Raw genomic sequence first — 23053 nt, 5'->3', positions numbered from 1 at the left:
GCCGAGGGTTCTCCTCAGCTCACCGCTCGGCTCAGCTCACCGCTGCGTAGTTCTCGTAGATCTGGTCGTCGTCGAGCGGCAGGATGCCCACCCCACGCTCGTACTCCGAACGCGCCGTCTCCAGAAGCCGGCGCCAGGAGGTCACCATCGGTCGCCTGCGCAGCAGTGCGCGGCGCTCGCGCTCCGTCATGCCTCCCCACACGCCGAACTCGACGCGGTTGTCGAGCGCGTCGGCCAGGCATTCCGTGCGTACCGGACATCCGGTGCACACCGCCTTGGCCCTGTTCTGCGCTGCTCCTTGAACGAACAGTTCATCCGGATCGGTAGTGCGGCAGGCGGCCTGCGCACTCCAGTCGGTTACCCAGCCCATACCGGCGCCGTCCTCTCCCGAATCGAGGCTCCCCCACGGCGGCAGCGGCATATTCACCGCCGCCAGTTGAGGACGTTACGGAAGGTGGGCACAGCGCAACACCCCCTTCGGGCCCAATCTTGAATGGCCCGAACGGACTATGGGTAAGCGGCAGATCACCCGGGGGAGTGAGCCTGCGACATACATGACTTTCCCGACAAGCGGGACAGTTCACTTGGGTCACAACGGACGCCGGGTGACACTCGAGGCGGATTCGGACACGCCCCCACCAAAAAAGTTGGGGAACCTCCGGAACGATTCGGGGTCGCCGGACGTATTGATACGTAGCCCTGCTGCTGTGACAGTTGAGAGCAGCTTAGGCCAAGGCATTGACGCGTGTCCGGCGAATGAGAACGTAGGCTGCCCTCATGCCAAAAAAGCGCTCGGGCGGTGGTCTGTCGCCAACGCAGCAGGCCGCCAAGTTCCTCGGTGTCAGTGTGCTCGCGGGAGCGGTGCTGGCCGGTATCGCCCTTCCCGCGTTCGGCGCGCTGGGCCTGGCCGCCAAGGGGTCGGTGGAGTCGTTCGACGAACTCCCGGCCAACCTGAAGACGCCACCGCTGAGCCAGCGCACCACGATCCTCGACTCCGAGGGCGGCCAGATCGCCACGGTCTACTCCCGTGACCGCACGGTCGTCGACCTGAAGAACATCTCGCCGTACATGCAGAAGGCGATCGTCGCGATCGAGGACTCGCGCTTCTACGAGCACGGGGCGGTCGACCTGAAGGGCGTCCTGCGCGCGCTCAACAAGAACGTGCAGAACAGCGGGGTCTCCCAGGGTGCCTCGACGCTCACCCAGCAGTACGTGAAGAACGTCTTCGTGGAGGAGGCGGGCGACGACCCGACGAAGGTCGCGCAGGCCCAGCAGCAGACCATCGGCCGCAAGATCAAGGAGCTGAAGTACGCGATCCAGGTGGAGGAGGAGCTCGGCAAGAAGAAGATCCTCGAGAACTACCTGAACATCACGTTCTTCGGCGAGCAGGCCTACGGCGTCGAGGCCGCCTCCCAGCGCTACTTCTCCACGCACGCCAAGGACCTCACCCTCCCCCAGGCGGCTCTGTTGGCCGGCCTCGTCCAGCAGCCGACCGTCTACGACCCGGTCAAGGACGACGTCACGGCCACCAACCGCCGCAACGTCGTGCTGAAGCGCATGGCCGAGGTCGGCGACATCTCCGAGGCCGAGGCAGCCAAGGCTCAGCGGGCCCCGCTGGGGCTGAAGGTCAAGCAGCCGAAGAACGGCTGCATCAGCGCCGTCCAGGGCGCCAGTTTCTTCTGCAAGTACGTGGAGCGCGTCTTCCTCAGCGACCCGGTCTTCGGCAAGACCAAGGAGGACCGGGCGAAGGTCTGGAACCAGGGCGGTCTGACGATCCGTACGACGCTCGAACCGCAGTCCCAGAAGTCCGTCCAGGACTCGCTCAAGGACCACGTCTACAAGTCGGACAAGGTCGCCGCGGCCGCCACCCTGGTCGAGCCGGGCACCGGCAAGATCCTCGGCATGGGCCAGTCGAAGCCCTACGGCTACGGCAAGAACGAGACCGAGTACAACTACTCGGTCAACTCCTCCATGGGCGGGTCGAACTACGGCTTCCCGACCGGTTCGACGTTCAAGCCCTTCGTGGCCGCGGCCGCGCTGGAGGAGGGCCGCCCGGCCACCCAGGAGTACTCGTCGCCGTACCAGATGGAGTACCCGAGCCCCGTGCAGACCTGTGACAGCAAGCCGTGGGTCAACACGAACGACGAGAAACTGGAGAACGAGAGCGAGTCCGAGAAGGGGCCGTACCAGCTGAAGACGGCCATGGAGAAGTCGGTCAACACCTACTTCGTGCAGATGATCTCGGACATCGGTCTGTGCCCCGTGGTGAAGATGACCGACGCGCTGCACGTCGTGCAGGGCAGCGGCGACAAGCTCCCCGAGGTGCCCGCCATCGCCCTCGGTTCCAAGGGCATCTCCCCGCTGACGATGGCCACCGCCTACGCCGCCTTCGCCTCACGCGGCATGTACTGCACCCCGATCGCCATCGAGTCGATCACCCAGAAGGTCGGCGACCAGCAGAAGTCACTGGAGGTCCCGAAGTCGACGTGCTCCCGGGCCATGTCCGAGAAGACCGCGGACACCGTCAACACCCTGCTGAGCGGCGTGGTCGACTCCGGTACGGGCAAGGAGGCCGGTCTGTCCGGCCGCGCGAACGCCGGTAAGACGGGTACGACGGACTCTCGCAAGAACGCCTGGTTCGTCGGCTACACCCCGAACCTCGCGGGCGCCGTCTGGGTCGGCAGCGCCACCCAGAAGGTCGAGATGACCGACATCACCATCGGCGGCGTGTACCACGCACAGGTCTACGGCGGCGACACCCCCGGCCCGATCTGGCGCGACGCCATGACCGGCGCGCTCGAGGGCAAGGAAGCCCCGTCCTTCAATCTCGTCAACATCCCGAACCCCCCGGCGAAGGACAAGGGTGACAAGAACGACAACAACAACGGCAACGGCGGCACCGGGGACACCAACGGCAACAACGACGGCTTCATCGGCGGCCTGCTCACCAACGGCACGACGAACGGCGGCACGTCCAGCGGCGACACCGGCACGTTCTTCCAGGGCCAGACCAACGGCAACGGCAACGGCGGCGGACGCGGCTGAGATCGCCGCCGGCAGGCTTCATGGGTGAGAGCACGGCGAACGGCCCCTGCTTCTCGTACGGAGAGTTCTCCTCGTACGGAGAGGCAGGGGCCGTTCGTCGTGCGGGGACCGGTGCGCGCCAGGCCGGTCGGCGTACCGGGACCGGTAGCGCTGGGCCGGTTCGTGGTGGAGGCCGGCCGGTGTACCGGGCGGGCCTCCGCTGGAGGTGCGGAGCTCGGGTCAGCCCGCGAGCAGCTTCTTGACGACGGCGGCGACGCGGCCGCCCTCCGCCAGGCCGGCCACCTTCGGGTTCACGATCTTCATGACCGCACCCATGGCCCGCGGCCCCTCGGCGCCGGCCGCCTTCGCCTCCTCGACGGCCTGGGCGACGATGTCGTTCAGCTCCTCGTCACTGAGCTGCTTGGGCAGGTACGTGGCGAGGAGCTCGCCCTCCGCCTTCTCCCGCTCGGCGCTCTCGGCCCGACCACCCTGTGCGAAGGCGTCGGCCGCCTCCCGGCGCTTCTTCGCCTCCTTGGTGATCACCTTGAGGACCTCGTCGTCGGAGAGCTCGCGCTTCTCCTTGCCGGCGACTTCCTCCTTGGTGATCGCGGCGAGCGTCAGCCGGAGCGTCGCGGAGCGGAGCTCGTCGCGCTCCTTGATCGCGGCGTTGAGGTCTTCGTGCAGCTTCGACTTGAGCGTGGTCATGGGTTTGATTGTCGCAGGTGTGGACGGCCGGACGCCCGTTCATTTAAAGGGCGGTGAGGAACGGACGCCGAAAGGGCGGCGGGGAAGGGCGCCCGAGGGGTGGCGTGGAATGAAGCGTCGGCGGCGTCTGACACGATGGACGTATGCGCGCGCGATACGGAGTACCTCTGTCCATTGCGGCGGCCGGCGCCGCCGGTCTGGTGTACGCGGCGGGTTTCGAGGCCCGCTCCTTCCGCCTCCGACGGGTGACGGTCCCCGTCCTCCCCGCCGGAATGCGCCCCCTGCGCGTGTTGCAGGTCTCCGACATCCACATGGTCGGTGGCCAGCGCAAGAAGCAGCGCTGGCTGCGCTCGCTGGCCGGCCTGCGCCCCGACTTCGTGATCAACACGGGCGACAACCTGTCCGACCCGGAGGGCGTACCCGAGGTTCTGGACGCCCTTGGGCCCCTGATGGAGTTCCCGGGCGCGTACGTCTTCGGCTCGAACGACTACTACGGCCCGAAGCCGCGCAATCCCGCTCGCTATCTCCTCGAGAAGGTCCAGGGACGCCACGGCCTCAACGGCAACGCGCCCGTGGTCGGCGTGATCCACAACCCGTGGGAGGACCTGCGCGACGGCTTCGACGCGGCGGGCTGGCTCAACCTGACGAACACCCGGGGCATGCTGAAGGTCGAGGGCGTATCGGTGGAGCTGACGGGCCTGGACGACCCGCACGTCAAGCGCGACCGCTACGAGCGGGTGGCCGGCGGCCCGTCGGCGTCGTCCGACTTCTCGATGGGCGTGGTGCACGCGCCCTACCTGCGGGTCCTGGACTCCTACACGGCGGACGGCTACCCCCTGATCCTGGCCGGCCACACCCACGGCGGCCAGATCTGCATCCCCTTCTACGGCGCCCTGGTCACCAACTGCGACCTGGACACGGACCGCGTGAAGGGTCTGTCGACGCACACCGCGGAGGGCCGTACGTCCTACCTCCACGTCTCGGCGGGCTGCGGCGCGAACCGCTACACACCGGTGAGGTTCGCGTGCCCGCCGGAGGTGACGTTGTTGACGTTGGTCGCAAAGGAATAGGGGGCAGGGAGCAGGGAGTAGGGGCAGGGGACCGAAGGAGGGGGCCGCGGGGGTCCCCCGAACGGCGCACCCGCATCGCCCCTTTTGCCCCCCTTGCCTAGCGTGAGGGCATGACCGCGCCGATACCCAGGGACCTCCCTGAGCTGCCCGCGATTCCGCGGAACCACGCGCTCCTGCTCTCCTCCGCCCCCGCCACGGCGGTCGTGGCCCCGGTACGCCGCCCGTCGGCCGCCGTCCTCCGTCTACTGCTGGCCGCGACGGCGGCCGCGGGCGTGACGCTCGCGCTCCTGCTCGGCAGCCCGCCGCGGGTCCTCAGCCATTTCGCGATCCAGAGCAACATCCTGCTGGCCCTGGTCACGCTGCTGTCCGCCCGCCGTGCGTGGACGGCCCGCCGCCCCCTCCCCTCCGCCGTGACCGGCGCGGCACTGCTCTACGTCATGATCACCGGCCTGGTCTACCACCTGCTCCTGACCGACGCGGCCGTCCCCTTCTCCCTGACCGGCACGGCGACCGCCCCCACCGGCCGGCACATGATCGCCGGGCACCTTCTCCACACCGTGACGCCACTGGCCGCCGTCCTGGACTGGCTGCTGCTGACCGCCCCCGGCCGACTGCGCCTGCGCCGGGCCGCGACGTGGATGCTCTACCCCTTGACCTACCTGGCGTTCTCCCTCGCCCGCGCCCAGCTGATCCACCCCGGCACACCGGGCCGCTACCTCTACCCCTTCTTCGACGTCGAGGCCCACGGCTACAAGCACGCCCTCGCCAACGCCCTCCTCCTCGGCCTCTCCTGTTACGCCCTCGCGGTCCTCCTCGTGGCGCTCGACCACGCCCGCCCCAACCCGATCACCCACCGCGCCAAAACCGGATTTCGTCTGCGGCCACCAGTGGGCTAAAGTAAACGACGTCGCCGCGACAAGCAGGACAAGCAGCGACATCGGGGTGTAGCGCAGCTTGGCAGCGCGCTTCGTTCGGGACGAAGAGGTCGTGGGTTCAAATCCCGCCACCCCGACAGCTGAATAGCAGTTCAGAGGGCCCTTACCGGGTAGGTAAGGGCCCTCTGGCGTTGCTGCGTGTCCAACTGCGTGACTATCGATTCGTGAGTGCTTGCTGCGTGCCTACGGCTGCTGTGAGACGGCTCCGAAGACGCCGTCCATGACCACGGCACCAGTCTGGATCACGGGCCGGATCTGCTTGCGGTAGACCTCCTCGGTCACGGCGGTCCCGGAGTGCCCGACGAGCCGGGAGATCTCCTCCAGCGGGACGCCACGGTCGGAGAGCAGAGACACGAAGCTGTGCCGGAGCTCCGAGGAGTCCACTCGTCGGCGTCGATGCCGTCGACGTCCTTGAGCGCCTGGCGGAAGGCGCGGCGGACGTTGGCCGCGTCGAGCGGCTTGCCCACGACTGAGGAGAAGACCAGGCCGCATTCCTCCCACTTTTCGTCAGCGGCGAGCCGATCCCAGCCCTGATCTTCGAATTGCTGCCAGAGGGCTTCGACGCAGCGCGCCGGCAGAGCGAGCGTCTGCCGGGACTTCCGAGTCCTGGTGTCCCCCGTCTCCGCCGGACCGACCGCCAAACGGCGATGTGCGGAGGCTGCGGCGGGTCGAAGTCCGGCCGACCCTTCAGAAAGACTGGCCGCCTCGTCACGCCAGGGCTTTCGTCCGATCCCGCCACTGGGGAGCGGTGCAGTTGAGGTGGCCATCGCCCGGATTCGAACCGGGGTTTCCGCATCGGGCGAACCCGCGTGCCGTGTCCTGGGCCGCTAGACGACGCATGGCCAGACGGAACTTATCCACTTGCATGGCGGTGCGTCCACCCATTTCCCCCTCGGGGCCGCGGACCTGCCGGGTCGCCCAAGACCCCAGACCCGCCCGTCTCAGTTCCGTTCTCAGTTCCCGCCTCATTCAGCCCCGTTCACAGCCGTTCAGACGGGATCGTCAGCAGGTGTTGCCACCCGTGCCGGCCGGCCATGAACGCAGGTGAACGCAGGTGAACGTCCCCGCACACAGCCAACACCCCACCACCACAGCAGGAAAGCGTGTTGGGCCCGCGCCTGAGCGGTCGAGCGCCGAGACCGGCTGTCAACAACTCCCGCCGGTTTCGCGGTGATTGGCCGATGCCCGAGTTCAGTTGGCCGGACCGCTCCCAGGTGCCGGCCGGTCGACGCATCCGCCGTCGTGGCTGGCCGCCGTCGGCTGAGGCTCGTGCCACTGCCGTGCCAGATGCAGGGGTCAGCAACGGTCAACGAGGTTGGCTTTCCGTCGAGTACGACCATCCCGGAGCCCTGGCCTCCCGCCATTCCCGCTGTCCGGCGGCGGACGCAATCGCACGCGCCCGCCGACCGTTCGAGCAGATTCAGCAGGTGGATCTGCTGGAGATCTTTATTCCGGTGACGCTGAAAGCGTTCGTGAACACGGTCTCGTTATTCGGCGCCAGGCAGATCGAGGTCCCGTCCTGGAGCCGTAGATACGCCACGTCGTCGTTCCGGGTGTTCACGACGTAGTAGTGCGGGCGGGACCTGACCGTCTGGTAGGAACTGGTGACATCGCGGTACTTCGCGATCGGCGTGCCCGCGTTCCAGGCGTGCTCGTCCACGTAGAAGCAGACATAGGGGTACGGGCAGCCGTGGGTGGCGGACTCCGCATGGGCTGCCGATGCGCCGGTCACGGACATGGCCGCGACGGCCACGCCCGCGCCCGCGAGGCCTGCCGCCTTTCGGATGACAGACTTCATCAAACCTCCAAGAATTAGTCAGATCGTCTGACAGGGCAGCTGTGGATCGTGATCCGCTGCGGAGTGCCGCTGGTCAGCAGGGGTGGGGCCGGTGCGACGACCCGCACAGCCACCGGCATCATGATGACATCGACGACGGCGCACAACAGCGGAACGCACGTGCACGAGCGGCCACTTGCCAAAGGCCGGGGCCGCCGCACCGGGGCGCGTCCGTCCCCGCTGAGCGAACTCCTTGAAGCGGACGTCGCTTCCCCACCCAGCCCGGCTCGAACGGGCTGGTCCCCTCCACAACAGGGCCGGCACGGTGGGGAAGCCGCCGCCGACCGACGCGGGCCGTGCCAGTCGTAGACACGCTGCTGGGGCCCGGGGGCAAGACCAAGTTGAAGTAGAGCAGCGAAGTACAGCGACCATCGCGACCACAAGTGATCGCCAACGGCCGACAGTGGCCGACTGAACAGCTCACCGGACCTCAATGACCCATTGGCGCGTGAGTACGGCCGCTGCGGATCGGTGCCGAAGGTGGCGTCCGTGACCAGGGCACCGGTCTGGGGTGCCGTGCCATGGCGCGCTCGACCACGCGGTCAGGTACGAGTGGATCGGCTGGAGGGTGCGCCGTCGAACTGTGTGCCGGTCAGCGGTAGTCCGGGTTGGGGGCGTCGAGGTGGCAGCCCGCGTCCCATTCGGAGCGCTGGTTGCCGTGGGCGGGGATGCCGCCGGCGCGCTTGAGGAGGGCCGCGAGGTGCATCAGGTTCCAGGTCATGAAGGTGGTGTTGCGGTTGGTGAAGTCGTTCTCCGGGCCGCCGGAGCCCGGGTCGAGGTAGGACGGGCCGGGGCCGGCGGCGCCGATCCAGCCGGCGTCGGCCTGGGGCGGGATCGTGTAGCCGAGGTGCTGGAGGCTGTAGAGGATGTTCATCGCGCAGTGTTTGACGCCGTCCTCGTTGCCGGTGATCAGGCAGCCGCCGACGCGGCCGTAATAGGCGTACTGGCCCTGGGAGTTGAGGATGGCCGAGCAGCCGTAGAGGCGCTCGACGACCTTCTTCGTCACCGAGCTGTTGTCGCCGAGCCAGATCGGTCCGGCCAGGACCAGGATGTCGGCGGCCATCACCTTCTCGTGGAGCGCCGGCCAGGCGTCCGTGGCGAAGCCGTGCTCGGTCATGTCCGGGTAGACGCCGGTGGCGATGTCGTGGTCCACGGCACGGATCTCGTCCGTGGTCACCCCCGCCCCGTCCATGATCGCGCGACTCTTGTCGACCAGGCCCTGGGTGTGGCTGAGCTGCGGGGACGGTTTGAGGGTGCAGTTGACGTAGAGCGCGGTGAGGTCCTCGAAGCGGTACGTGTCGTCGGAGGTGGGCGATGCTGCCATGACGGGCTCCCTTGCTGAAGGCGTGGGAAGCGTCTCGCGACGCGTGCGTTTTGTCCCGGTTCGACGCGCCCGCCGGGTCTTACGGAGTGATGACGTGCCGGGCGGGTGGCGGGGCGGGGCAGGGGCGCGGACCTAGCGTGGCCGTATGCGTGTACTGGTCACCGGCGGTGCCGGGTTCATCGGGTCCCATGTCGTCGACACACTGCGGGCGGGCGGGCATGAGGCGGTCGTGTACGACGTCCGGGAGGATCCCGGTGCGGATGTGCGTGATCGCGCCGCCGTCGGCCGTGCGCTCGTCGGCGTCGACGCCGTCTGCCACCAGGCGGCGATGGTCGGGCTCGGGGACGGGGTCGCCGACGCGGCGGAGTACGTCTCCCGCAACGACCTGGGGACGGCGGTCCTGCTCGCCGCGATGGCCGAGGCGGATGTTCGGCGTCTCGTACTGGCCGGGTCGATGGTCGTGTACGGGGAGGGGCGGTACGAGTGCCGGCGGCATGGGGTGGTGCGGCCCGGGCCACGGGCGGTCGGTGACCTGGACGCGGGGCGCTTCGAGCCGCCGTGTCCGGTGTGCGGGGCGGACCTGGCCCCCGGGCTGGTCGGCGAGGACGCCCCGGCCGACCCGCGCAACGTGTACGCCACGACCAAGCTCGCGCAGGAGCACCTGGCCGCCGCCTGGGCCCGGTCGACCGGCGGGTCGGCGGTGTCGCTGCGCTACCACAACGTGTACGGGCCGCGCATGCCCCGCGACACCCCGTACGCGGGGGTGGCCTCGTTCTTCCGGTCCGCGCTGGCCCGGGGCGAGGCCCCGCGGGTCTTCGAGGACGGGCGGCAGCGGCGGGACTTCGTGCACGTACGGGACGTGGCCGCGGCCAACGTGGCCGCGCTGGAGGCCGACGCGGCCAAGGGGGTGCTGACGGCCTACAACACCGGCAGCGGTGAGCCGCACACGGTCGGCGAGATGGCGTGGGCACTGGCCGCCGCGTACGGCGGGCCCGAGCCCGTCGTCACCGGTGAGTACCGGGTGGGCGACGTCCGGCACATCACGGCGGACTCGTCCCGGCTGCGGGCGGAGCTGGGGTGGAAGCCTGAGGTCGGCTTCACGGAGGGCATGCGGGAGTTCGCGCAGGCAGGGATGCGTGGCGCGTAGGACTCCAGGCCGTCCATGCCGGGCAGCGTCAGGTCGAACACCACCAGGTCGGGCCAGTGCGCGGCGGCCCGGGTCCGGGCCGCCAAGCCGGGTCCGGGCCGCCAAGCCACGTCCGGGCCGCCAAGCCACGTCCCGGCCGCCAAGCCACGTCCCGGCCGCCAAGCCACGTCCCGGCCGTCGGGCCGGCGTCGGCCCGGTCGTCGACGCGTATCCGGCCCGGTCCAGGTATCCGGCGACGACCTCCGAGACCGTCGGTCGTCTTCGACCACCAGGACGCGGGCGGACCCCGCCGACGAGGACGGGGACTCGTACGCATGATGCTCCACGGCTCAAGCCGCACCTCCCACCGCGCCCCTTCCTCCACCTCGTCCACGGGCTCCTCGTGCCTCGACTTCCGTAGTTCCGTAGTTCCGTAAGGAATCGAGGGCCGGTGTGCCCGATCCGGGTTCGTGGGGGCGAGGCCGTGACCACGGACCTCAGTGGACCGCAGGCGACCGCCGCTTTCCCGCCCTGCGCGACCGCAGCGCCAGCAGCAGCGCCGAGGCGGCGAAGAGCACGGCGGTGATCAGCAGCCAGCGGGCGAGGAAGCCGTCCGGCGAGAGTCCGGTGGCGGACCGGTAGCGCCGGTCCACCGTCCCGGTGATCAGCGGGAACCACACGAGCAGCAGCAGGGCGGAGAGGGCGGCCGGTACGCGCACGTACATCACCCACTCCCGGCGGCCGGCCGCGCCGAGCCCGCCCGCGACCGCCCGGTCCGCCGCCGCGTACAGCGGCAGCAGCACGAGGTCGTGCAGCAGCGCGGCACCCACCAGCCACAGCGCCACGCCGAACCAGTCGTCGGCGAGGAGACGCACGCCCGCGTAGGCGGCGAGGGCGAACGAGGCGGCGAGCAGCAGGAGTGGGAAGGGACTGCCGACGAGGTTCCGCGGTCGCATCACAGCTCTCCGAACGTCATCCGGGCCACCCACTTGGTGTTGAGCACACCGGGCGCGGCGGGGACGATGACGCGCGCCGGATAGCCGTGGTCCGCGGACAGCTCCTCGCCGTTGACGTACAGGGCGAGCAGGGAGCGCGGGTCGGCGACCTGGTTGGCGCGCAGGGCGGCCCGGCGGAAGGCACCGTGCAGCTGGAGGGACTCCACGAACACGTCCGGCGGGTCGTCGTCGTGGCCGACGAGCGCGGCGAGGTCCCGCAGGCGTACGCCCCGCCACCACTGGTCGGACGTCGACCAGCCCTCCACGCAGGCGATCGGCAACGCCGAGCTGTGCAAGGGGAGTCGGGCCAGCTCGGCGCGGCTGAGGCGGACCGTTCCCGCGTGTCCCGTCAGGACGAGCCGCCAGGCGCCCTCGCTCGTCCGGGCCGTGTCGATCCGGGCGTACGCGGCCGTCTTGTTGATCTGGAAGCCGTTGGGGCCGGTGCCGGGGTCGGCTCCGCCGTGCGGCGCGAGGAGGGCCGTGCGGCGCAGGCCGTCGAAGCCCTGCCCGACCGTCGTGGCGAACAGCAGCAGCGAGCCGCCCCCGACGAACCACAGGGCGCCGCGCCGGGAGACGGTCGGGGGATCCGGGTCCGGGGAGACCAGGTCGTCCGTCCTCTCCTCGCGCAGTCGGCGCACGTTCCGCAGCGCCGCCGGTGTCTTCAGGCCGGCGTGGGCGACGAACGCGGCGAAGAACACCCACGCCCCGTAGAAATGGAGAGGGTAGAAGGAGCCGGGGAAGACGTAGTCGAGCTGGATGTTGAGGACACCGGACACGAACTCGAACAGTCCGCCCCCGACCAGCAGCAGCAGCGAGATCCGCTCCAGCGCGTGGGCGAGCGAGCGGGCCGGCGGCAGGGTGAACAGCCTCGGGACGACCGACCACAGCTTGGCCAGCAGCACGGGGATCAGGGTGATGCCGAGGGTGACGTGGACGCCCTGGGTGAGCCGGTACAGCCAGTGCGGGTTCGTCGGCCAGGCGAAGAGGTAGAAGCCGAGGACGCCCTTGTCGGGGGTCTTGTCGTTCACCGGCGCCAGGCCGGGGTTGTAGGCGGCGTACGAGGCCAGGCCCGTCACGAACAGCACGGTGATGCCGACGAGCAGGACGAGGCCGAGCACCGACGTGAACCGGGGGCCGCGCACGGGACTGCGCCAGAAGCCGGGAGAGGTGGGGAGCCGTGGGTCGTCTCGCATGCACCGACCGTAGGCCGGGACACCCCCGGGAAAGGCCGCGCGACCCATGACGAAACGCTGACGTCCGGACCGGACAGCGGTCCGTGGCCGTCGCCCGGCCCAGCGTGCCGCTGTGACCCGCACCCCGCACCCCGCTCGCCGCTCGCCGCTCGCCGCTCGCCGCCGAGCCGCGCGCCCCGCACTCCGCTCTCCGCACTCCGCCGCGCCGCGCTGCGCACTCCGCCGCGCCGCGCTGCGCACTCCGCCGACATCACCCGCGTCCCCCGCCCCGACCTGTACACGATCGACTACGTACTGCGCGTCAGCGCGTACGACCCGCCCCGGCTGCTGGACATGATCTCGGTGGCCGGCCCGATGCCCACGCACGTCACGTACACCTTCCAGCCCCCGGACGGCACGCTCGCCCGCATCCGCGTGCGGGGCAGCCTCGTCAAGGATCTTCGTGATCCGAGAGCGCGACTCGTGGAACAGGGGGTGAGCCGACGACGGCGTACGACGAAGGGTCGGCACAGCGGATCAGGTGCGCGGCCCGGCGTGCCGCTGTCAGCCCCGCGCGCCGATCTCCCTAATCTCCTTGCAGCCGACCATTTGATCCGTCAAGGGAGGAATTCATGACCTCGCGACTCAATCCGTACCTCAGCTTCGGCGGTGACGCCCGGCAGGCGCTGGAGTTCTACCGGGAGGTCTTCGGCGGCACCCTGACGCTCAACACCTACGGGGACTTCGGCCGGCCGGACGCCCCGGAGGCCGACAGGATCATGCACGGCCTGCTGGAGACCCCGAGCGGTTTCGCCCTGATGGGCGCCGACGTCCCGCCCGGCATGGAGTACAACCCCGGCAGCAGCTTCTCCGTCAGCGTGAGCGGCGACGACGACGCGGAGCTGCGCGGCTACTGGGAGAAGCTGTCCGCCGGGGCCTCGGTGTCCGTCCCGCTGGACAAGCAGATGTGGGGTGACGTGTTCGGCATGTGCACGGACCGGTTCGGCGTCCCGTGGATGGTCAACATCAGCCGGCCCCAGGACTAGAGGGCTGAGCACTGTGGGCTGAGCACTGCGGGCTGGGGCTGGGGCTGTGGGCGCTCAACCCTTCGTCTCGACGTGACAGACGTTGATCGGGGCGCCCTCTGCGTGTACGTCCGCCGCTCCGGCTCGTGGTCGACGAACCCGCCGACGACCATGCCGCCGAGCCACTCGCGCACGTACCGCTCGTCCAGGTTTGCCGCCTTGGCGATGTCGGCGCCGGTCGACGGCGGCAGCCCGGCCATCGTGTCGAACAGGCCGCACTGGTGGCCGACACCGGTGAGCAACGCCGGCGCCGCCTTGTTCAGCACATCGGCGACCTCGCCGGCGAACGCCTCCCGCTCGACGGTGTCCGGTTCCGCCCGCTGCATCTCGAGACTCGACATGACCACTCCTTCACGGGACTGCCGCGAGGTGCCATCCATGACCGGAAGCACCTGTTTGTCAGGTTGATTCCGACATGAAGAGGAGGACCTTACGGAACGAGAACCCGTGGCGGGAGCCGTGGCCGTGCCTATGCGCCGGCCTCGACGGACGACAGGGGAATGCGCAGGACTCGGTGCAGTCGGTCGGAGGTCTCGAGGTCGAGCCCCAGGCTCGCGTGACGCAGGGATCCGCTGTGCCGGCCGATGAGGGCCAGGTCATGGAGCTGACGGCGCAACTCGGCGGCGAGGACGCCGTCGGGATCGTCGGCGCGGCTGTCGCCGGCGTTCAGGCGCTCGTCCGCGGCCTCGACGGCGCGGCCGCTCACCACCGAGGTCAGATCGCCGGTTCCGAACAGGTAGGCGACCGCGGCGGAGAGCACGGCGGCCGCCGCCGGCTCGTCGGCGTCAGCGGGACCGTCCTGCCCGTCGTTGTGGCAGTACTCGCTCAGGAGGTACTCGCCCATCCCGTGCTTGATCTCTCCGAACGCCGTCGCATTGCCCAACGCGGCTTCCCAGAGCGCGTTGAGCAACGGCCGCAGGCCGAGAGTGAACTCCGCCTGCTCATCGGCCGACAGAGCCTCCTGGGCCCGCATCAGGCGTTCCGCCACGCCTACGGCGAATACGACGCGTTCGTCCGGGGACGCGGCGGCCAACCGGTTCGCCAGCTCGGCTTCCAGCTCCTGCCAGGTCGCCATCCGTGCCCACCCCCGTCATGAACTCCGATCACCTGGCGACGACCTTAGGCCCTGTCCGGGTGGGCGGGTTCCCGTGACAGGTCGTCGAGGAGGGGGGCGGCCACCGTCTCTTCCATCAGGGCCGTGCCATGTTCCGCCATGGCTGAGGTGAGGGCGGGGTCCCAGGGCGCCTCGGTGAGGCGGCCCGGTGAGGGGCCGCGGGAGGCGTCGGTGAGGCCGGTGAGGCCGGTGAGGTAGTCGTGGGCGGACATGCGCCAGGGGACGGCGGGGGTCTTGTGCATGACGTGGGCGGCGATGCGGACGCCCTCGCCGTCGAAGTCCCCGTGGTAGCGCAGCGTCGCGCCCTCCGCGGCGAGGAGGTGGAGGAGGCGGACGACCGCGCCGTTGGGCCAGCCGGACGTGCAGACGAGAGGCGGGCAGTGGGCACCGAAGCGGCGCAGTGCCAGGGCGAGAACGCTGGGGTTCTCCGTGATGTGGACGGCACGGGCGGGGAAGCGGAACTCACCCGGTGACCTCAACTGGGCCAGGGTGAACGAGACGGCGTGCCCGGACTCGGAGCAGACGCGGCCCAGGCGGCTCAGCGTGCCCTCGCCGGACGGCCGGAGTCCGGCGGCGAGGACCGTCGTGGACAGCTCGTCGTCGGCGACTCCGGCCCGGGACCAGAGCTCGCGCCGCCCCTGGGAGCTGTCGGGCACCGCCGCGCCGTAGAGCGTGGACAGGGCCCGCAGGACGAGGGTGGACAGGCGGGTGCCGTCGTCGAGGGCGTGCGGGTCGCCGTGCCGTACGCGCGCGGCGAACACCGGCAGCGGTTCGCCCTCGGCGGGCAGCGCCGCGAGCACGGCGAGGGCGGAGGCCAGCAGCTCGCGGGTGCGGGTGACCGAGCCGTCCACCAGCCCCTGGGCACGGCAGTGCGCGGCCCAGTCCGTCAGCGCGGGCTGGGCCCGGACGGTGTCGTGGGCTTCCAGCCAGGCCCACAGCGCCGCCCGTTCGTCCTCGCTTCGCCGGCGTTCGGCTTCCCGGTCGCCGAGCGGGCCGATGACCTGGGTGACCAGGTCCCGCACGGTGCCGCCGCCGGCCTCGGCCACGGCGTCCTCCAGCCGGGCCAGCCGCACGGTCGGCCGCTGGTCCGGCAGCCGGTCCAGGCCCAGAAGGTCGGCCAGAGCCTCCCGCTCCTCGTCGTCGAGCGGGCCGAGGCGCACTCCGCTGACGGGTCTGCCGGAGGACAGGCGTTCGTGGACCGCCTGCCAGACAGGGCGCAGGCGGGGCTCGGTGAGGTGAGGGGGGACGGATGAGGGGACGGATGAGGGGATCACGTCCGGGTCACCTCCGCCCCTCCGTCCTCACCTTCGCCCTCTTCGTCGCCTTCGCCACCGTCACCACCTTCGCCGCCTTCGACCTCTTCATCCCCTTCGTCCCCGTCGTCCGGCCGCATTCCCGCCCCCGTCCAGACGAAGCGGGCGCTGGTGACGGCGTCGTCGCCGTCGGTTCCCGTGATCAGCTGGTGGACGGCGATGCCGGAGAGCTCCCGGTAGTGGCACCACTCGTGGTCCGAGGTGAGCATCAGGTCGAGGTCGAGTGCGGCGAGCAGGGCGAAGATCTGGCCCCGGTTGGTGGCGTCGACGCCGACGAAGACCTCGTCGAGCAGGATCAGTCGAGGTGCTTCGGGTACGGCCTCGTAGTGCGCGGCGACCGCCGCGAAGAGCGGCAGGTGCAGGGCGATCGCCTTCTCGCCGCCGGAGAGGGCGCCGTGCAGTTTCTTCGTGAGCACCTGCCATCCCGCGCCGTTCGCGCGGTCGAGCCGGACCACGAACTGGTGCCAGGCCGTGTAGTCGAGCACCTCGGCGAGCTGTTCCTCCCAGGTGGCCGCCGTGTTCCTGGCCTTGGCCTCCTCGATGCGGGCCCGGAAGAAGGCGTGCAGGGCCTCGCGGTCGGCGTCGGTGACGTTCTTGGGTTCCTTGAGCAGGAGCGTGCGGGCGGTCTGGGTGCCGGCCGGGAGATCGGGGTGGATGCGCCACACCAGTTGGACGGAGACGTTCGACGCCGTGCGCACGCGCTCCAGGTGACCGTTCATGCGGTCGACGAGTTCGTTGGCCTGACGGATCCGGGCGGCAAGGTGGCGCCGGGTGTCTCCGGTGAGGGTCTGGTCGAAGAGACGCCGCTCGGCGACGGTGATGTCCTCGCGGCTGCCGTCCCGCTCGGCGGTGAGGGTGCGCAGCAGTCCCGTCGCCCCGATCCGCGCGCCGTCCATGGTGGCCGTGAAGATCTGCACGTCGTCGTCGGCTTCCAGGTCGAGGTCCGCGCGGCGGCCGAGGATCTGGCGCGCCTGGTGGACCGCCTCGGACAGGCGCTGGACGGCGTCCCCCAGATTGCGCGGTTCGTGGGCGAGGCCCGGCCACTCGGCGGCGACCTCGCGGGCCGCTTCCAGAGTGGCGCGGATGCCGTCCTGAGCGGTCAGTTCCACAGCGGCCAGTTCCAGTGGAACGCCCGCGTCCTGGGGCAGACCGAGCAGGCACAGGTGCCGGAAGCGGAGCGCCGAGGCGTCCCTGGCCGCCGTCGCCTCGTCGCGTCGCCGGACGTCCTCGGCCATGGTCGCCTCCAGCGAGCCGATACGGCGCTGAAGGCCGCTCAGTTCGGCGTCGCTCGCGCTGATCTCCTCACGGCTGCGGCGGACGTCCTGTCTCAACTCACCGATACGGGCCGCTATCTGCCGGAAGTCCTCGCCGACCGCGCTGTCCACGGCCTGGAGGGTGGCCGCGAGAGCCCGCGCCTCGGTCTCGGCCCGGTCGGCCTCCGCCTCGCTCTCCCGAGCGGCCTCCGACGAGCGCTCGGCCTGGCTCCTCGCCGCGGTGGCCCGGCCGAGGGCGGTGGCCCAGTGCAGGTGCGCGTCCGCCCAGGCGTCGGCCGTGTCGGCGAACGTGTCGACGGCCAAGGACAGTTCGTTCAGGCGGCCCCGCTCGGTGGGCAGGGCGTGTTCGGAGGACAGCCTGCCCAGCGTGCGCAGGCAACGGCTCACGTCGGCTTCCCGCCCGTCGAGGACCTTGACCGCCACGCGGGCGGCGTCGTCACGCACTCCGACCGCCTCCTCCGCGCGGTCCCAGCGGCGCCGTCTCTCGTCGAGCTCCCGGTGCCGGGGCCGGGCCGCCAGGTCGGCGTCGAGGCGGGACCGGCTCTCGCGCAGCGCGCCCAGCCGCGCGTCGAGCGACGCGAGGTGCGTGTTCAGTTCCGTGAGACGGCCGGTGAGTTCCGCGATGCGCCGCTGTCCGGCCCGTTCACGGGCGACGGAGCCGATGTGGGCGGGTGCCTCCTTGCTCCAGGTGCCGATGGCCGCGGCCAGCCGCCAGCTGCCGTCCGCGGCGACGGCGGCGGTGTGCCAGTGGGGGAGTTGCTCTCCGTAGGCGATGCCCTCGAGGAGCCGGGCGACCCGGTCGCCGGACACCGGACCGTCCGCTTCGGGCCGCAGGACCTCCAGCAGGGACGGCCCCGGTGCGGGAGTCGCCCAGCCGGGCGCCGCGAAGGTGTCGTGGCCGGCCAGTTCGATGGTGTCCTCGGGGCTCACCCACGCGTCGAGCAGCCCCGATGCCTCCAGTGCCGCCTCGACACCGGCCTGGACCTCCTCGGAGACGCCGTCGCGGAAGGCCACCAGCCGCCACAGGGGCGCGCCCTCCATCGTGGAACGGTCCGTCGTGCGGGTCGGCGGGGCGGCGGGCGGGAGGTCGGTCTGCGCCGTGAGCGACTCGATGGCCCGGACGGTCCTCTCCCGATGGTCGACAGCGGTCTCCCGCGCCGACCGGAACCGGGTCTCGGACTGGGTGATCGCCTGGTCCTGGGCGCGCACGGCACGCTCCACGACGGCCAGCACATCCGCTTCGACGGCGGCTCGCGCGGCCAGTTCCTCGACATCGCCGATGCGCAGCTCGACACACCCGGCGGCCCACTCCCGGAGCAGCTCCGCCTGCGCCCGCAGTGCCTGCGCGCACTCCCGGGCCGCCTCGTCGCGACGCGTCATGGCCTCGGCCAGGCCGTCCCGGGCGCCGTCCAGGGCCGTCTCTGCGGCGGTCCGGTCGCCGACGGCCCGCTCATGCCGTTCAACGGCCTCGCGGACCGCCGCCATCTGGTCGCGTCGGCCCTTGACCGCTCCGCGCAGCAGATGGCGTACCTGCCGGACCCGGTTCGCCTCCCGCGCGGGATCGTCGGTCGCGGGAGCGTCGGCGAGTGCGGCGCGCATCTCCGCGTACACCGACTCCATCCCCACACTGCGGGCCGTCCGTTCGGCGTCCTCGGCGGTGTCCCGGGCGTGGTGGGCGTATTCCCCGGCCTGTCGGCCGGCCGTGTCCGCCTGCTCGTCGTCCGCGCGGAACCGGCGCTGCCGGGCGTCGGCGGTGGCGCGCAGCCGACGGGCGTTCTGCGCGGTGTCCTGGGCACGGCGGCGGAGTTGGTCCAGCTCCTTGCCCTGCTGGTAGAGGTCGCTGTCCACCAGCCCCTGCACGGCCGCTTCGAGTTCCTCGACCCGCTCGCCCAGTTCCGCCTTGCGCCGCCCGGTGACGTCGTGGTCGTGCACGGCCTGTCGGTGCTGCTCCGCGCTCTCCCGGGCGATCCGGGTGCGGTTGTCCATGTCCGTCGTCGCGGAGATCAGGTGCGCGGCGGCGGACCGCAGCACCCGCTGGGCGTAGCCGCGTTGCCGGCCGGCGATGGCACCCGCGGCGGCGACCTCCTCGTCCAGCCGCTTCAGGTCCTCGCGCTGCCGGTCGAGCCGCTCGAACCCCTCGGCGAGTTCCCCGATCTCCGTCTCGCCGAGCGGCGGCAGGGCCTTGGACAACAGGGTGGACAGCAGGGACGGGTCGAGCCGCTCGGAGAGTTTCGGCTGCCGGAGCTGGAGCAGGGCGGTGATCAGCGCCTCGTAGCGCTGCTCGCCCAGGCCGGCGAACAGGGTGCGGCGGATCGTGGACCGGTAGTCGGCCGCCGTGGCGTGGATCTCGCCGTTGCCCTCCAGGGCGTCCGCCAGCGCGGCCCGGGTGAGGGGCTGCCCCGCCTCGTTGAGGAGGGGCACACCGTCGGGCCGGGCGAGGCGCCGGGCGGTGGTGAAGTAGTCGGTCTGCACACCGCTCGTGTGGATGCTGGCCTGGAGCCGGGCGCCGCAGGAGAACCAACCGCCGTCGGCCCGGCCGAACTCCATCCACACGTATCCCACGCGGGTCTTGCCGGTGGCCCCTTCGCCCATGAGGTTCCAGTGCATGGTGCGTTCGGAACCGCCGAAGGTGGACAGCCGGTGGGGCCTGAGGTTCGCGTCGAAGAGGAACGGCAGCAGCAGCTCCAGCGCCTTCGACTTGCCCGTGCCGTTGGGTCCGCGCAGCAGCAGACGACCCTCGTGGAACGTGAACGTCTCGTCGTAGTACCGCCAGACGTTGAGGATTCCGGCGCGGACGGGCTGCCAGCGGTCCCGGGTGGGAGGGGTGCCGTCCGCCGGACGGTCCGTGCCGCGCACCGGTAGTTCGGTCACGCTCACAGCGGGCCTCCTTCCCCTGAGTCGGGGCCGCCGTCGGGGGCCGGGGTCGTGGTGGCGGTGTCCGCCACGCGGTAGCGGTGCGCGGCCGGGCGTGCCACGACCCGGTCGCCGGTGGTGCGGACCAGGCCGAAGTCGCGCAGCACCGCGACGGCGTCGTCGGCCAGCCGGCGCGCCCCCTCGGCCGCCTGATACGCCTTCGCCCAGCGCGGGAACCGGCGCAGGAGCTCGGACGCCGCCGCCGCGAGCTGTTCGGGGGTCGCGCCACCGGGCGTCTCGCCGACGCGTTCGAGGAGGAGCAGCGCCGCGACCCGGGCGGTCGAGGAGTCGTCGGGGAACCTGGAGTCGGTGGCCACGGCGTCGGGGTCGACGAGGAGGTAGCCCTCCGCGCGTTCCTCCAGGACGAGTCCGGCCTGTTCCACCGCCCGCCGCAGGATCTGACGCCCCGTGGGGGACGCGAGATAGGCCAGCTCGTCGTCCGTCAGGTCCTCCCGGTAGAGGACCGGGTCGTCGAAGAGCCGACGCAGTACGGAATGGCGCAGCCACAGGTTGCGCCGCGTCTCGGAGACCACGAACGTCTCGTCCCCCGTCGGATGCGGGGCGGGCGGCGTACCGTAGCGCCGCTCTCGCATCAGTTCCGCGAGCAGTTCCTCGAAGCGGGCCGGCACCTCCTGCGCCGGCAGGGCCAGCCGTGACGGCCCAACGGGCGCGGCGGGCAGCCTCATCAGGAGCGTGACGTCCACCCGGTAGAGGACCTTCGCCTCCGCCGTGTCGACGAAGGACTCCGTCAGTCCGTCCACGACCGCCAGGACGCCGTAGGACTCCAGCAGCTTCAGGACGTCCACGAAGGCCATCCGCTCCCGGCGGCTGGTGGTGTCGAACGACTCCAGCGCCGGGTCGGCGGCCATGGCCTGCACGACGCGCTCGGCGAGCAGGCCGACGGTCGTCATCGGCACGGACGTCAGCTCCGCCGCGGTGACGCAGAACAGCACATACCTGCGGCGGTCGAAAGGCGCGCGGCCCGCGCGGGGACGCAGGGCCGGGCGGGATGCGTCCGCGGCAGGGCGGACCTTGACCAGCCGGGCGTAACCGCGCCGCGGCTCCACCACCAGGCTCCAGCCGCAGGTGTAGTCGAACCACCTGACCAGCGGCTCCTTGCGGCGCCGGACCACCTCGAACGCCGCGGGATCACCGCGCTCGGTGATCAACGGCTGGGCGAGCAGCAGACGGATTCCCCGCGCGACCTCTTCCCGTTCGACCACCACCAGCTGGTTGGCGAGCGTACTCATCCCACAGCCTCCTCGTGCCCGGCCGCCCCGTGGACCGCCGACGGGTGAGCGACCGATGCGTGAACGGCCGACGAGTGGGCTGCGGCCCATGAGTGAGCGGCCGACGGTTCGGCGGCAGCCGACGGATGGGGAGCGGCCGACGGAGGAGCGGTGGCCGATGGACGGGGAGCGGCCGACGGAGGAGCGGTGGCCGATGGACGGGGAGCGGCCGACGGAGGAGCGGTGGCCGACGGATGGGGACCGTCCGATGCGTGGGCGGCAGTCGGCGGATGGGCTGTGGCTGTCGGTCCGGCTGCGGTGTCCACGCCGTGTATCCGGACGACGTAGTCCGGCCCGCTCATCACCCCGTTCGCGGTGCGCAGCCGGGCGATCCGGTCGTCGGCCACGCCCTCCACGGCCTCCACGGCCTCCACGGCCTCCAGGAGGATCTCCACACCGCCGTCCGCGCTGACGGCACGGCGCGCCCCCGTGCCGTCCGGGCGGGACGACAGGGCTCTGCCGAGCAGATCGAGCAGCCGCTCGAACGCGGCCGGGTCGAGTTCGCCGAAGGCGGAGAGCCGTACGGGCCCGTCCGTGGCCAGCACCTGCCACGCCGCCTGTAGTTCGGCGCGTTCCCGTCGCGCGCGCTCGGCTCGCGCGGCTCTCGTCGCGGAGATGTCCCGCACCTTGCCGGTCCGGGTGAAGCGCTCCGTGCGGCCGCTGGTGCGCAGCAGCGCGGACACCTCCACCGGTGGCGCGTCGGACCAGGTCCGGGAGGCCGGGACCAGTTCGGGGTCCGGATGCGCGAGGTGGGCGTGGCGTGCGGACCCCAGCCCGAAGGCCAGCGCCCACAGCCGGTGCAGGTCCTCCTCGCTCGGGGCGGCGGCGAACCAGCGGGCGAGCTCCCGGAAGTCCTGGACGGCGCTGGAGGACCGGCGCCGCGACTCCGTGATCCGGTCGAGCACCTGCAACAGCGAGACGATCGCCCGCCGGGCCACGTCGTGCAACTGCTCGACCCGGGGCGGCGACCCGTCGGCCGGCAGGAACCACGCCCGTAGCCCCGCCCAGCGCGCCCCGCGCCGCTCCAGCCAGGCGGCTGCCGGGTCCTCGCCGGCCGCCGGCGGCAGCTCCGCGCCCCGCAGGGCGCGCTCGTGCAGCACGCCGACCCCGCGTTCCTCCACGCGGGCCACCGCCACGGTGACCCCGGCCCCGCGCCGGTCCAGGTTGACCAGGAACTCGCGCAGGTAGGCCACCGTCGCCGCCTTCACCTCCCGGAAGATCCCGGGATCGGCTCCTTCGGCCCGCAGCAGCCGCTGTAGTTCCCCGTTGAACGTCTTGGTGTTGTCCAGCAGCGCTTCGAGGTGCCCCTCCAGTTCCTGGAGGGTGCTGAAGATCCGGCGGTCCGCCGACGAGGGCTGCTCCAACAGGACGTACAACTCGTCGAGACGGTCCGTGATCGCCTCCAGAACCGCGGTCTGGAGCGCGCCCGTCGAGGCGAGCACCGTCAGCGCGTGTTCCACCCCCGCGATGGCGGCCTCGCCCTGACGGGTCAGGGAGTACTGGAGGTTGCGGCGCTCGTACTCCTCGGCGGTGCGGTAGTTCTCCGCGTGGTTCTGGACCACGTCCAGCAGGTTCCACCGCTGGAGCGTGCGGAGCGTTTCGTGCAGCTCCTCGTCCGTGATCGCGTCCAGCCACCCGACCGTCCGCAGCCGCGCCCGGACGTCGTCGAGCCCGAGGGCCGTCTCCAGCCGCTCGTTGGCCGCTTCGAACGCCCGCAGCACCGCCCCGTAGAGATCGGCACGATCCCCGGTGGTGAACCGGAACATCTCCGGTGGAACCCTGCGCACGCGCCTCCCCCTTCCCCGACAGCGGGCCGTCACCAGCTCTCACAACGGTAAAGGCCGCCACTGACAACCAGGGTGGAAAGCGGAGAACCA

At 71.1% G+C, this 23053-nt stretch carries 18 protein-coding genes, 2 tRNA genes and 2 pseudogenes; 6 read left to right on the top strand and 16 right to left on the bottom strand.

What is annotated here, in order from left to right:
- Nucleotides 1-31: 31 nt before the first annotated feature.
- Nucleotides 32-370: a transcriptional regulator WblA gene (wblA, locus tag OG289_RS28295; RefSeq protein ID WP_327320824.1), complete on the bottom strand. Its 339-nt coding sequence runs from the start codon at nucleotides 368-370 to the stop codon at nucleotides 32-34.
- A gap of 407 nt (nucleotides 371-777) precedes the next feature.
- On the opposite strand from wblA, the gene OG289_RS28290 reads away from it, so the two are divergent.
- Nucleotides 778-3045, top strand: coding sequence for a transglycosylase domain-containing protein (locus OG289_RS28290; protein WP_327316859.1), 2268 nt, complete (start codon nucleotides 778-780; stop codon nucleotides 3043-3045).
- A gap of 219 nt (nucleotides 3046-3264) precedes the next feature.
- Here the strand turns inward: OG289_RS28290 and OG289_RS28285 are convergent, their stop codons facing one another.
- Complete coding sequence (locus OG289_RS28285) at nucleotides 3265-3729, bottom strand: GatB/YqeY domain-containing protein (RefSeq protein WP_327316858.1); 465 nt, start codon at nucleotides 3727-3729, stop codon at nucleotides 3265-3267.
- Nucleotides 3730-3872: 143 nt separating this feature from the next.
- Here OG289_RS28285 and OG289_RS28280 point away from each other — a divergent pair, with 143 nt between their 5' ends.
- The 3 genes from OG289_RS28280 to OG289_RS28270 all read left to right on the top strand — a co-directional run bounded on the left by OG289_RS28280 (nucleotide 3873) and on the right by OG289_RS28270 (nucleotide 5811).
- Nucleotides 3873-4799: a metallophosphoesterase gene (locus tag OG289_RS28280; protein ID WP_327316857.1), complete on the top strand. Its 927-nt coding sequence runs from the start codon at nucleotides 3873-3875 to the stop codon at nucleotides 4797-4799.
- 110 nt (nucleotides 4800-4909) lie between these two features.
- A complete protein-coding gene (locus OG289_RS28275; RefSeq protein WP_327316856.1) occupies nucleotides 4910-5695 on the top strand; it encodes a Pr6Pr family membrane protein in 786 nt (261 codons plus the stop codon).
- A gap of 42 nt (nucleotides 5696-5737) precedes the next feature.
- A tRNA-Pro gene (locus OG289_RS28270) sits at nucleotides 5738-5811 on the top strand.
- 106 nt (nucleotides 5812-5917) lie between these two features.
- Here OG289_RS28270 and OG289_RS28265 read toward each other — a convergent pair.
- The 4 genes and pseudogenes from OG289_RS28265 to OG289_RS28250 form a co-directional block, all read right to left on the bottom strand.
- Nucleotides 5918-6437, bottom strand: a pseudogene (locus OG289_RS28265) (tyrosine-type recombinase/integrase); the annotation flags it as partial.
- A gap of 57 nt (nucleotides 6438-6494) precedes the next feature.
- Nucleotides 6495-6578, bottom strand: a tRNA-OTHER gene (locus tag OG289_RS28260).
- A 576-nt stretch (nucleotides 6579-7154) separates the two neighbouring features.
- Nucleotides 7155-7532 (bottom strand): hypothetical protein, encoded by a 378-nt coding sequence (locus OG289_RS28255; RefSeq protein ID WP_327316855.1) that lies wholly within the window; start codon nucleotides 7530-7532, stop codon nucleotides 7155-7157.
- A 631-nt stretch (nucleotides 7533-8163) separates the two neighbouring features.
- Complete coding sequence (locus tag OG289_RS28250) at nucleotides 8164-8895, bottom strand: flavodoxin family protein (protein ID WP_327316854.1); 732 nt, start codon at nucleotides 8893-8895, stop codon at nucleotides 8164-8166.
- Nucleotides 8896-9040: 145 nt separating this feature from the next.
- Between OG289_RS28250 and OG289_RS28245 the strand changes: the two genes are divergently transcribed.
- On the top strand, nucleotides 9041-10042 hold the full coding sequence (locus OG289_RS28245) for an NAD-dependent epimerase/dehydratase family protein (protein ID WP_327316852.1): 1002 nt from the start codon (nucleotides 9041-9043) through the stop codon (nucleotides 10040-10042).
- A 2-nt stretch (nucleotides 10043-10044) separates the two neighbouring features.
- Here OG289_RS28245 and OG289_RS49760 read toward each other — a convergent pair.
- The 4 genes and pseudogenes from OG289_RS49760 to OG289_RS49755 all read right to left on the bottom strand — a co-directional run.
- Nucleotides 10045-10368 (bottom strand): annotated as a pseudogene (locus tag OG289_RS49760) (hypothetical protein); the annotation flags it as partial.
- Between the two features lie 150 nt (nucleotides 10369-10518).
- Nucleotides 10519-10977 (bottom strand): hypothetical protein, encoded by a 459-nt coding sequence (locus OG289_RS28235; RefSeq protein ID WP_327316851.1) that lies wholly within the window; start codon nucleotides 10975-10977, stop codon nucleotides 10519-10521.
- Nucleotides 10977-12209, bottom strand: coding sequence for a molybdopterin-dependent oxidoreductase (locus OG289_RS28230; RefSeq protein ID WP_327316850.1), 1233 nt, complete (start codon nucleotides 12207-12209; stop codon nucleotides 10977-10979). The genes OG289_RS28235 and OG289_RS28230 overlap by 1 nt, the downstream gene beginning before the upstream one ends.
- 287 nt (nucleotides 12210-12496) lie before the next feature.
- Nucleotides 12497-12643: a hypothetical protein gene (locus OG289_RS49755; RefSeq protein ID WP_442818965.1), complete on the bottom strand. Its 147-nt coding sequence runs from the start codon at nucleotides 12641-12643 to the stop codon at nucleotides 12497-12499.
- A gap of 177 nt (nucleotides 12644-12820) precedes the next feature.
- Between OG289_RS49755 and OG289_RS28220 the strand changes: the two genes are divergently transcribed.
- On the top strand, nucleotides 12821-13234 hold the full coding sequence (locus OG289_RS28220; protein WP_327316849.1) for a VOC family protein: 414 nt from the start codon (nucleotides 12821-12823) through the stop codon (nucleotides 13232-13234).
- On the opposite strand, the gene OG289_RS28215 is transcribed toward OG289_RS28220, so the two are convergent.
- The 6 genes from OG289_RS28215 to OG289_RS28190 form a co-directional block, all read right to left on the bottom strand.
- Nucleotides 13231-13614 (bottom strand): hypothetical protein, encoded by a 384-nt coding sequence (locus OG289_RS28215; protein ID WP_327316848.1) that lies wholly within the window; start codon nucleotides 13612-13614, stop codon nucleotides 13231-13233. The two genes, OG289_RS28220 and OG289_RS28215, sit on opposite strands and share 4 nt — an antisense overlap.
- A 128-nt stretch (nucleotides 13615-13742) precedes the next feature.
- Complete coding sequence (locus OG289_RS28210; protein ID WP_327316847.1) at nucleotides 13743-14348, bottom strand: hypothetical protein; 606 nt, start codon at nucleotides 14346-14348, stop codon at nucleotides 13743-13745.
- Between the two features lie 44 nt (nucleotides 14349-14392).
- A complete protein-coding gene (locus tag OG289_RS28205) occupies nucleotides 14393-15661 on the bottom strand; it encodes a TIGR02679 family protein (RefSeq protein ID WP_327316846.1) in 1269 nt (422 codons plus the stop codon).
- Nucleotides 15658-19851, bottom strand: a complete 4194-nt coding sequence (locus OG289_RS28200) for a TIGR02680 family protein (protein ID WP_327316845.1) — start codon at nucleotides 19849-19851, stop codon at nucleotides 15658-15660. Before OG289_RS28200 ends, OG289_RS28205 begins: the two co-directional genes overlap by 4 nt.
- A complete protein-coding gene (locus tag OG289_RS28195; RefSeq protein WP_327316844.1) occupies nucleotides 19848-21137 on the bottom strand; it encodes a TIGR02678 family protein in 1290 nt (429 codons plus the stop codon). The genes OG289_RS28200 and OG289_RS28195 overlap by 4 nt, the downstream gene beginning before the upstream one ends.
- Complete coding sequence (locus tag OG289_RS28190; RefSeq protein ID WP_442818964.1) at nucleotides 21134-22963, bottom strand: TIGR02677 family protein; 1830 nt, start codon at nucleotides 22961-22963, stop codon at nucleotides 21134-21136. Before OG289_RS28190 ends, OG289_RS28195 begins: the two co-directional genes overlap by 4 nt.
- Between the last annotated feature and the right edge of the window lie 90 nt (nucleotides 22964-23053).

Origin of the sequence: Streptomyces sp. NBC_01235 (assembly GCF_035989285.1) — a bacterium.
Classification (GTDB): Bacteria; Actinomycetota; Actinomycetes; order Streptomycetales; family Streptomycetaceae; genus Streptomyces.
Note: the sequence above shows the minus strand (reverse complement) of the source record. Positions and strands in the feature narration are given on the sequence as shown.

Coding starts and splice junctions, on each gene's coding strand:
- wblA (WP_327320824.1), bottom strand. CDS start 370: ATGGGCTGGGTAACCGACTGGAGTGCGCAGGCCGCCTGCCGCACTACC.
- OG289_RS28290 (WP_327316859.1), top strand. CDS start 778: ATGCCAAAAAAGCGCTCGGGCGGTGGTCTGTCGCCAACGCAGCAGGCC.
- OG289_RS28285 (WP_327316858.1), bottom strand. CDS start 3,729: ATGACCACGCTCAAGTCGAAGCTGCACGAAGACCTCAACGCCGCGATC.
- OG289_RS28280 (WP_327316857.1), top strand. CDS start 3,873: ATGCGCGCGCGATACGGAGTACCTCTGTCCATTGCGGCGGCCGGCGCC.
- OG289_RS28275 (WP_327316856.1), top strand. CDS start 4,910: ATGACCGCGCCGATACCCAGGGACCTCCCTGAGCTGCCCGCGATTCCG.
- OG289_RS28255 (WP_327316855.1), bottom strand. CDS start 7,532: ATGAAGTCTGTCATCCGAAAGGCGGCAGGCCTCGCGGGCGCGGGCGTG.
- OG289_RS28250 (WP_327316854.1), bottom strand. CDS start 8,895: ATGGCAGCATCGCCCACCTCCGACGACACGTACCGCTTCGAGGACCTC.
- OG289_RS28245 (WP_327316852.1), top strand. CDS start 9,041: ATGCGTGTACTGGTCACCGGCGGTGCCGGGTTCATCGGGTCCCATGTC.
- OG289_RS28235 (WP_327316851.1), bottom strand. CDS start 10,977: ATGCGACCGCGGAACCTCGTCGGCAGTCCCTTCCCACTCCTGCTGCTC.
- OG289_RS28230 (WP_327316850.1), bottom strand. CDS start 12,209: ATGCGAGACGACCCACGGCTCCCCACCTCTCCCGGCTTCTGGCGCAGT.
- OG289_RS28220 (WP_327316849.1), top strand. CDS start 12,821: ATGACCTCGCGACTCAATCCGTACCTCAGCTTCGGCGGTGACGCCCGG.
- OG289_RS28215 (WP_327316848.1), bottom strand. CDS start 13,614: ATGTCGAGTCTCGAGATGCAGCGGGCGGAACCGGACACCGTCGAGCGG.
- OG289_RS28210 (WP_327316847.1), bottom strand. CDS start 14,348: ATGGCGACCTGGCAGGAGCTGGAAGCCGAGCTGGCGAACCGGTTGGCC.
- OG289_RS28195 (WP_327316844.1), bottom strand. CDS start 21,137: ATGAGTACGCTCGCCAACCAGCTGGTGGTGGTCGAACGGGAAGAGGTC.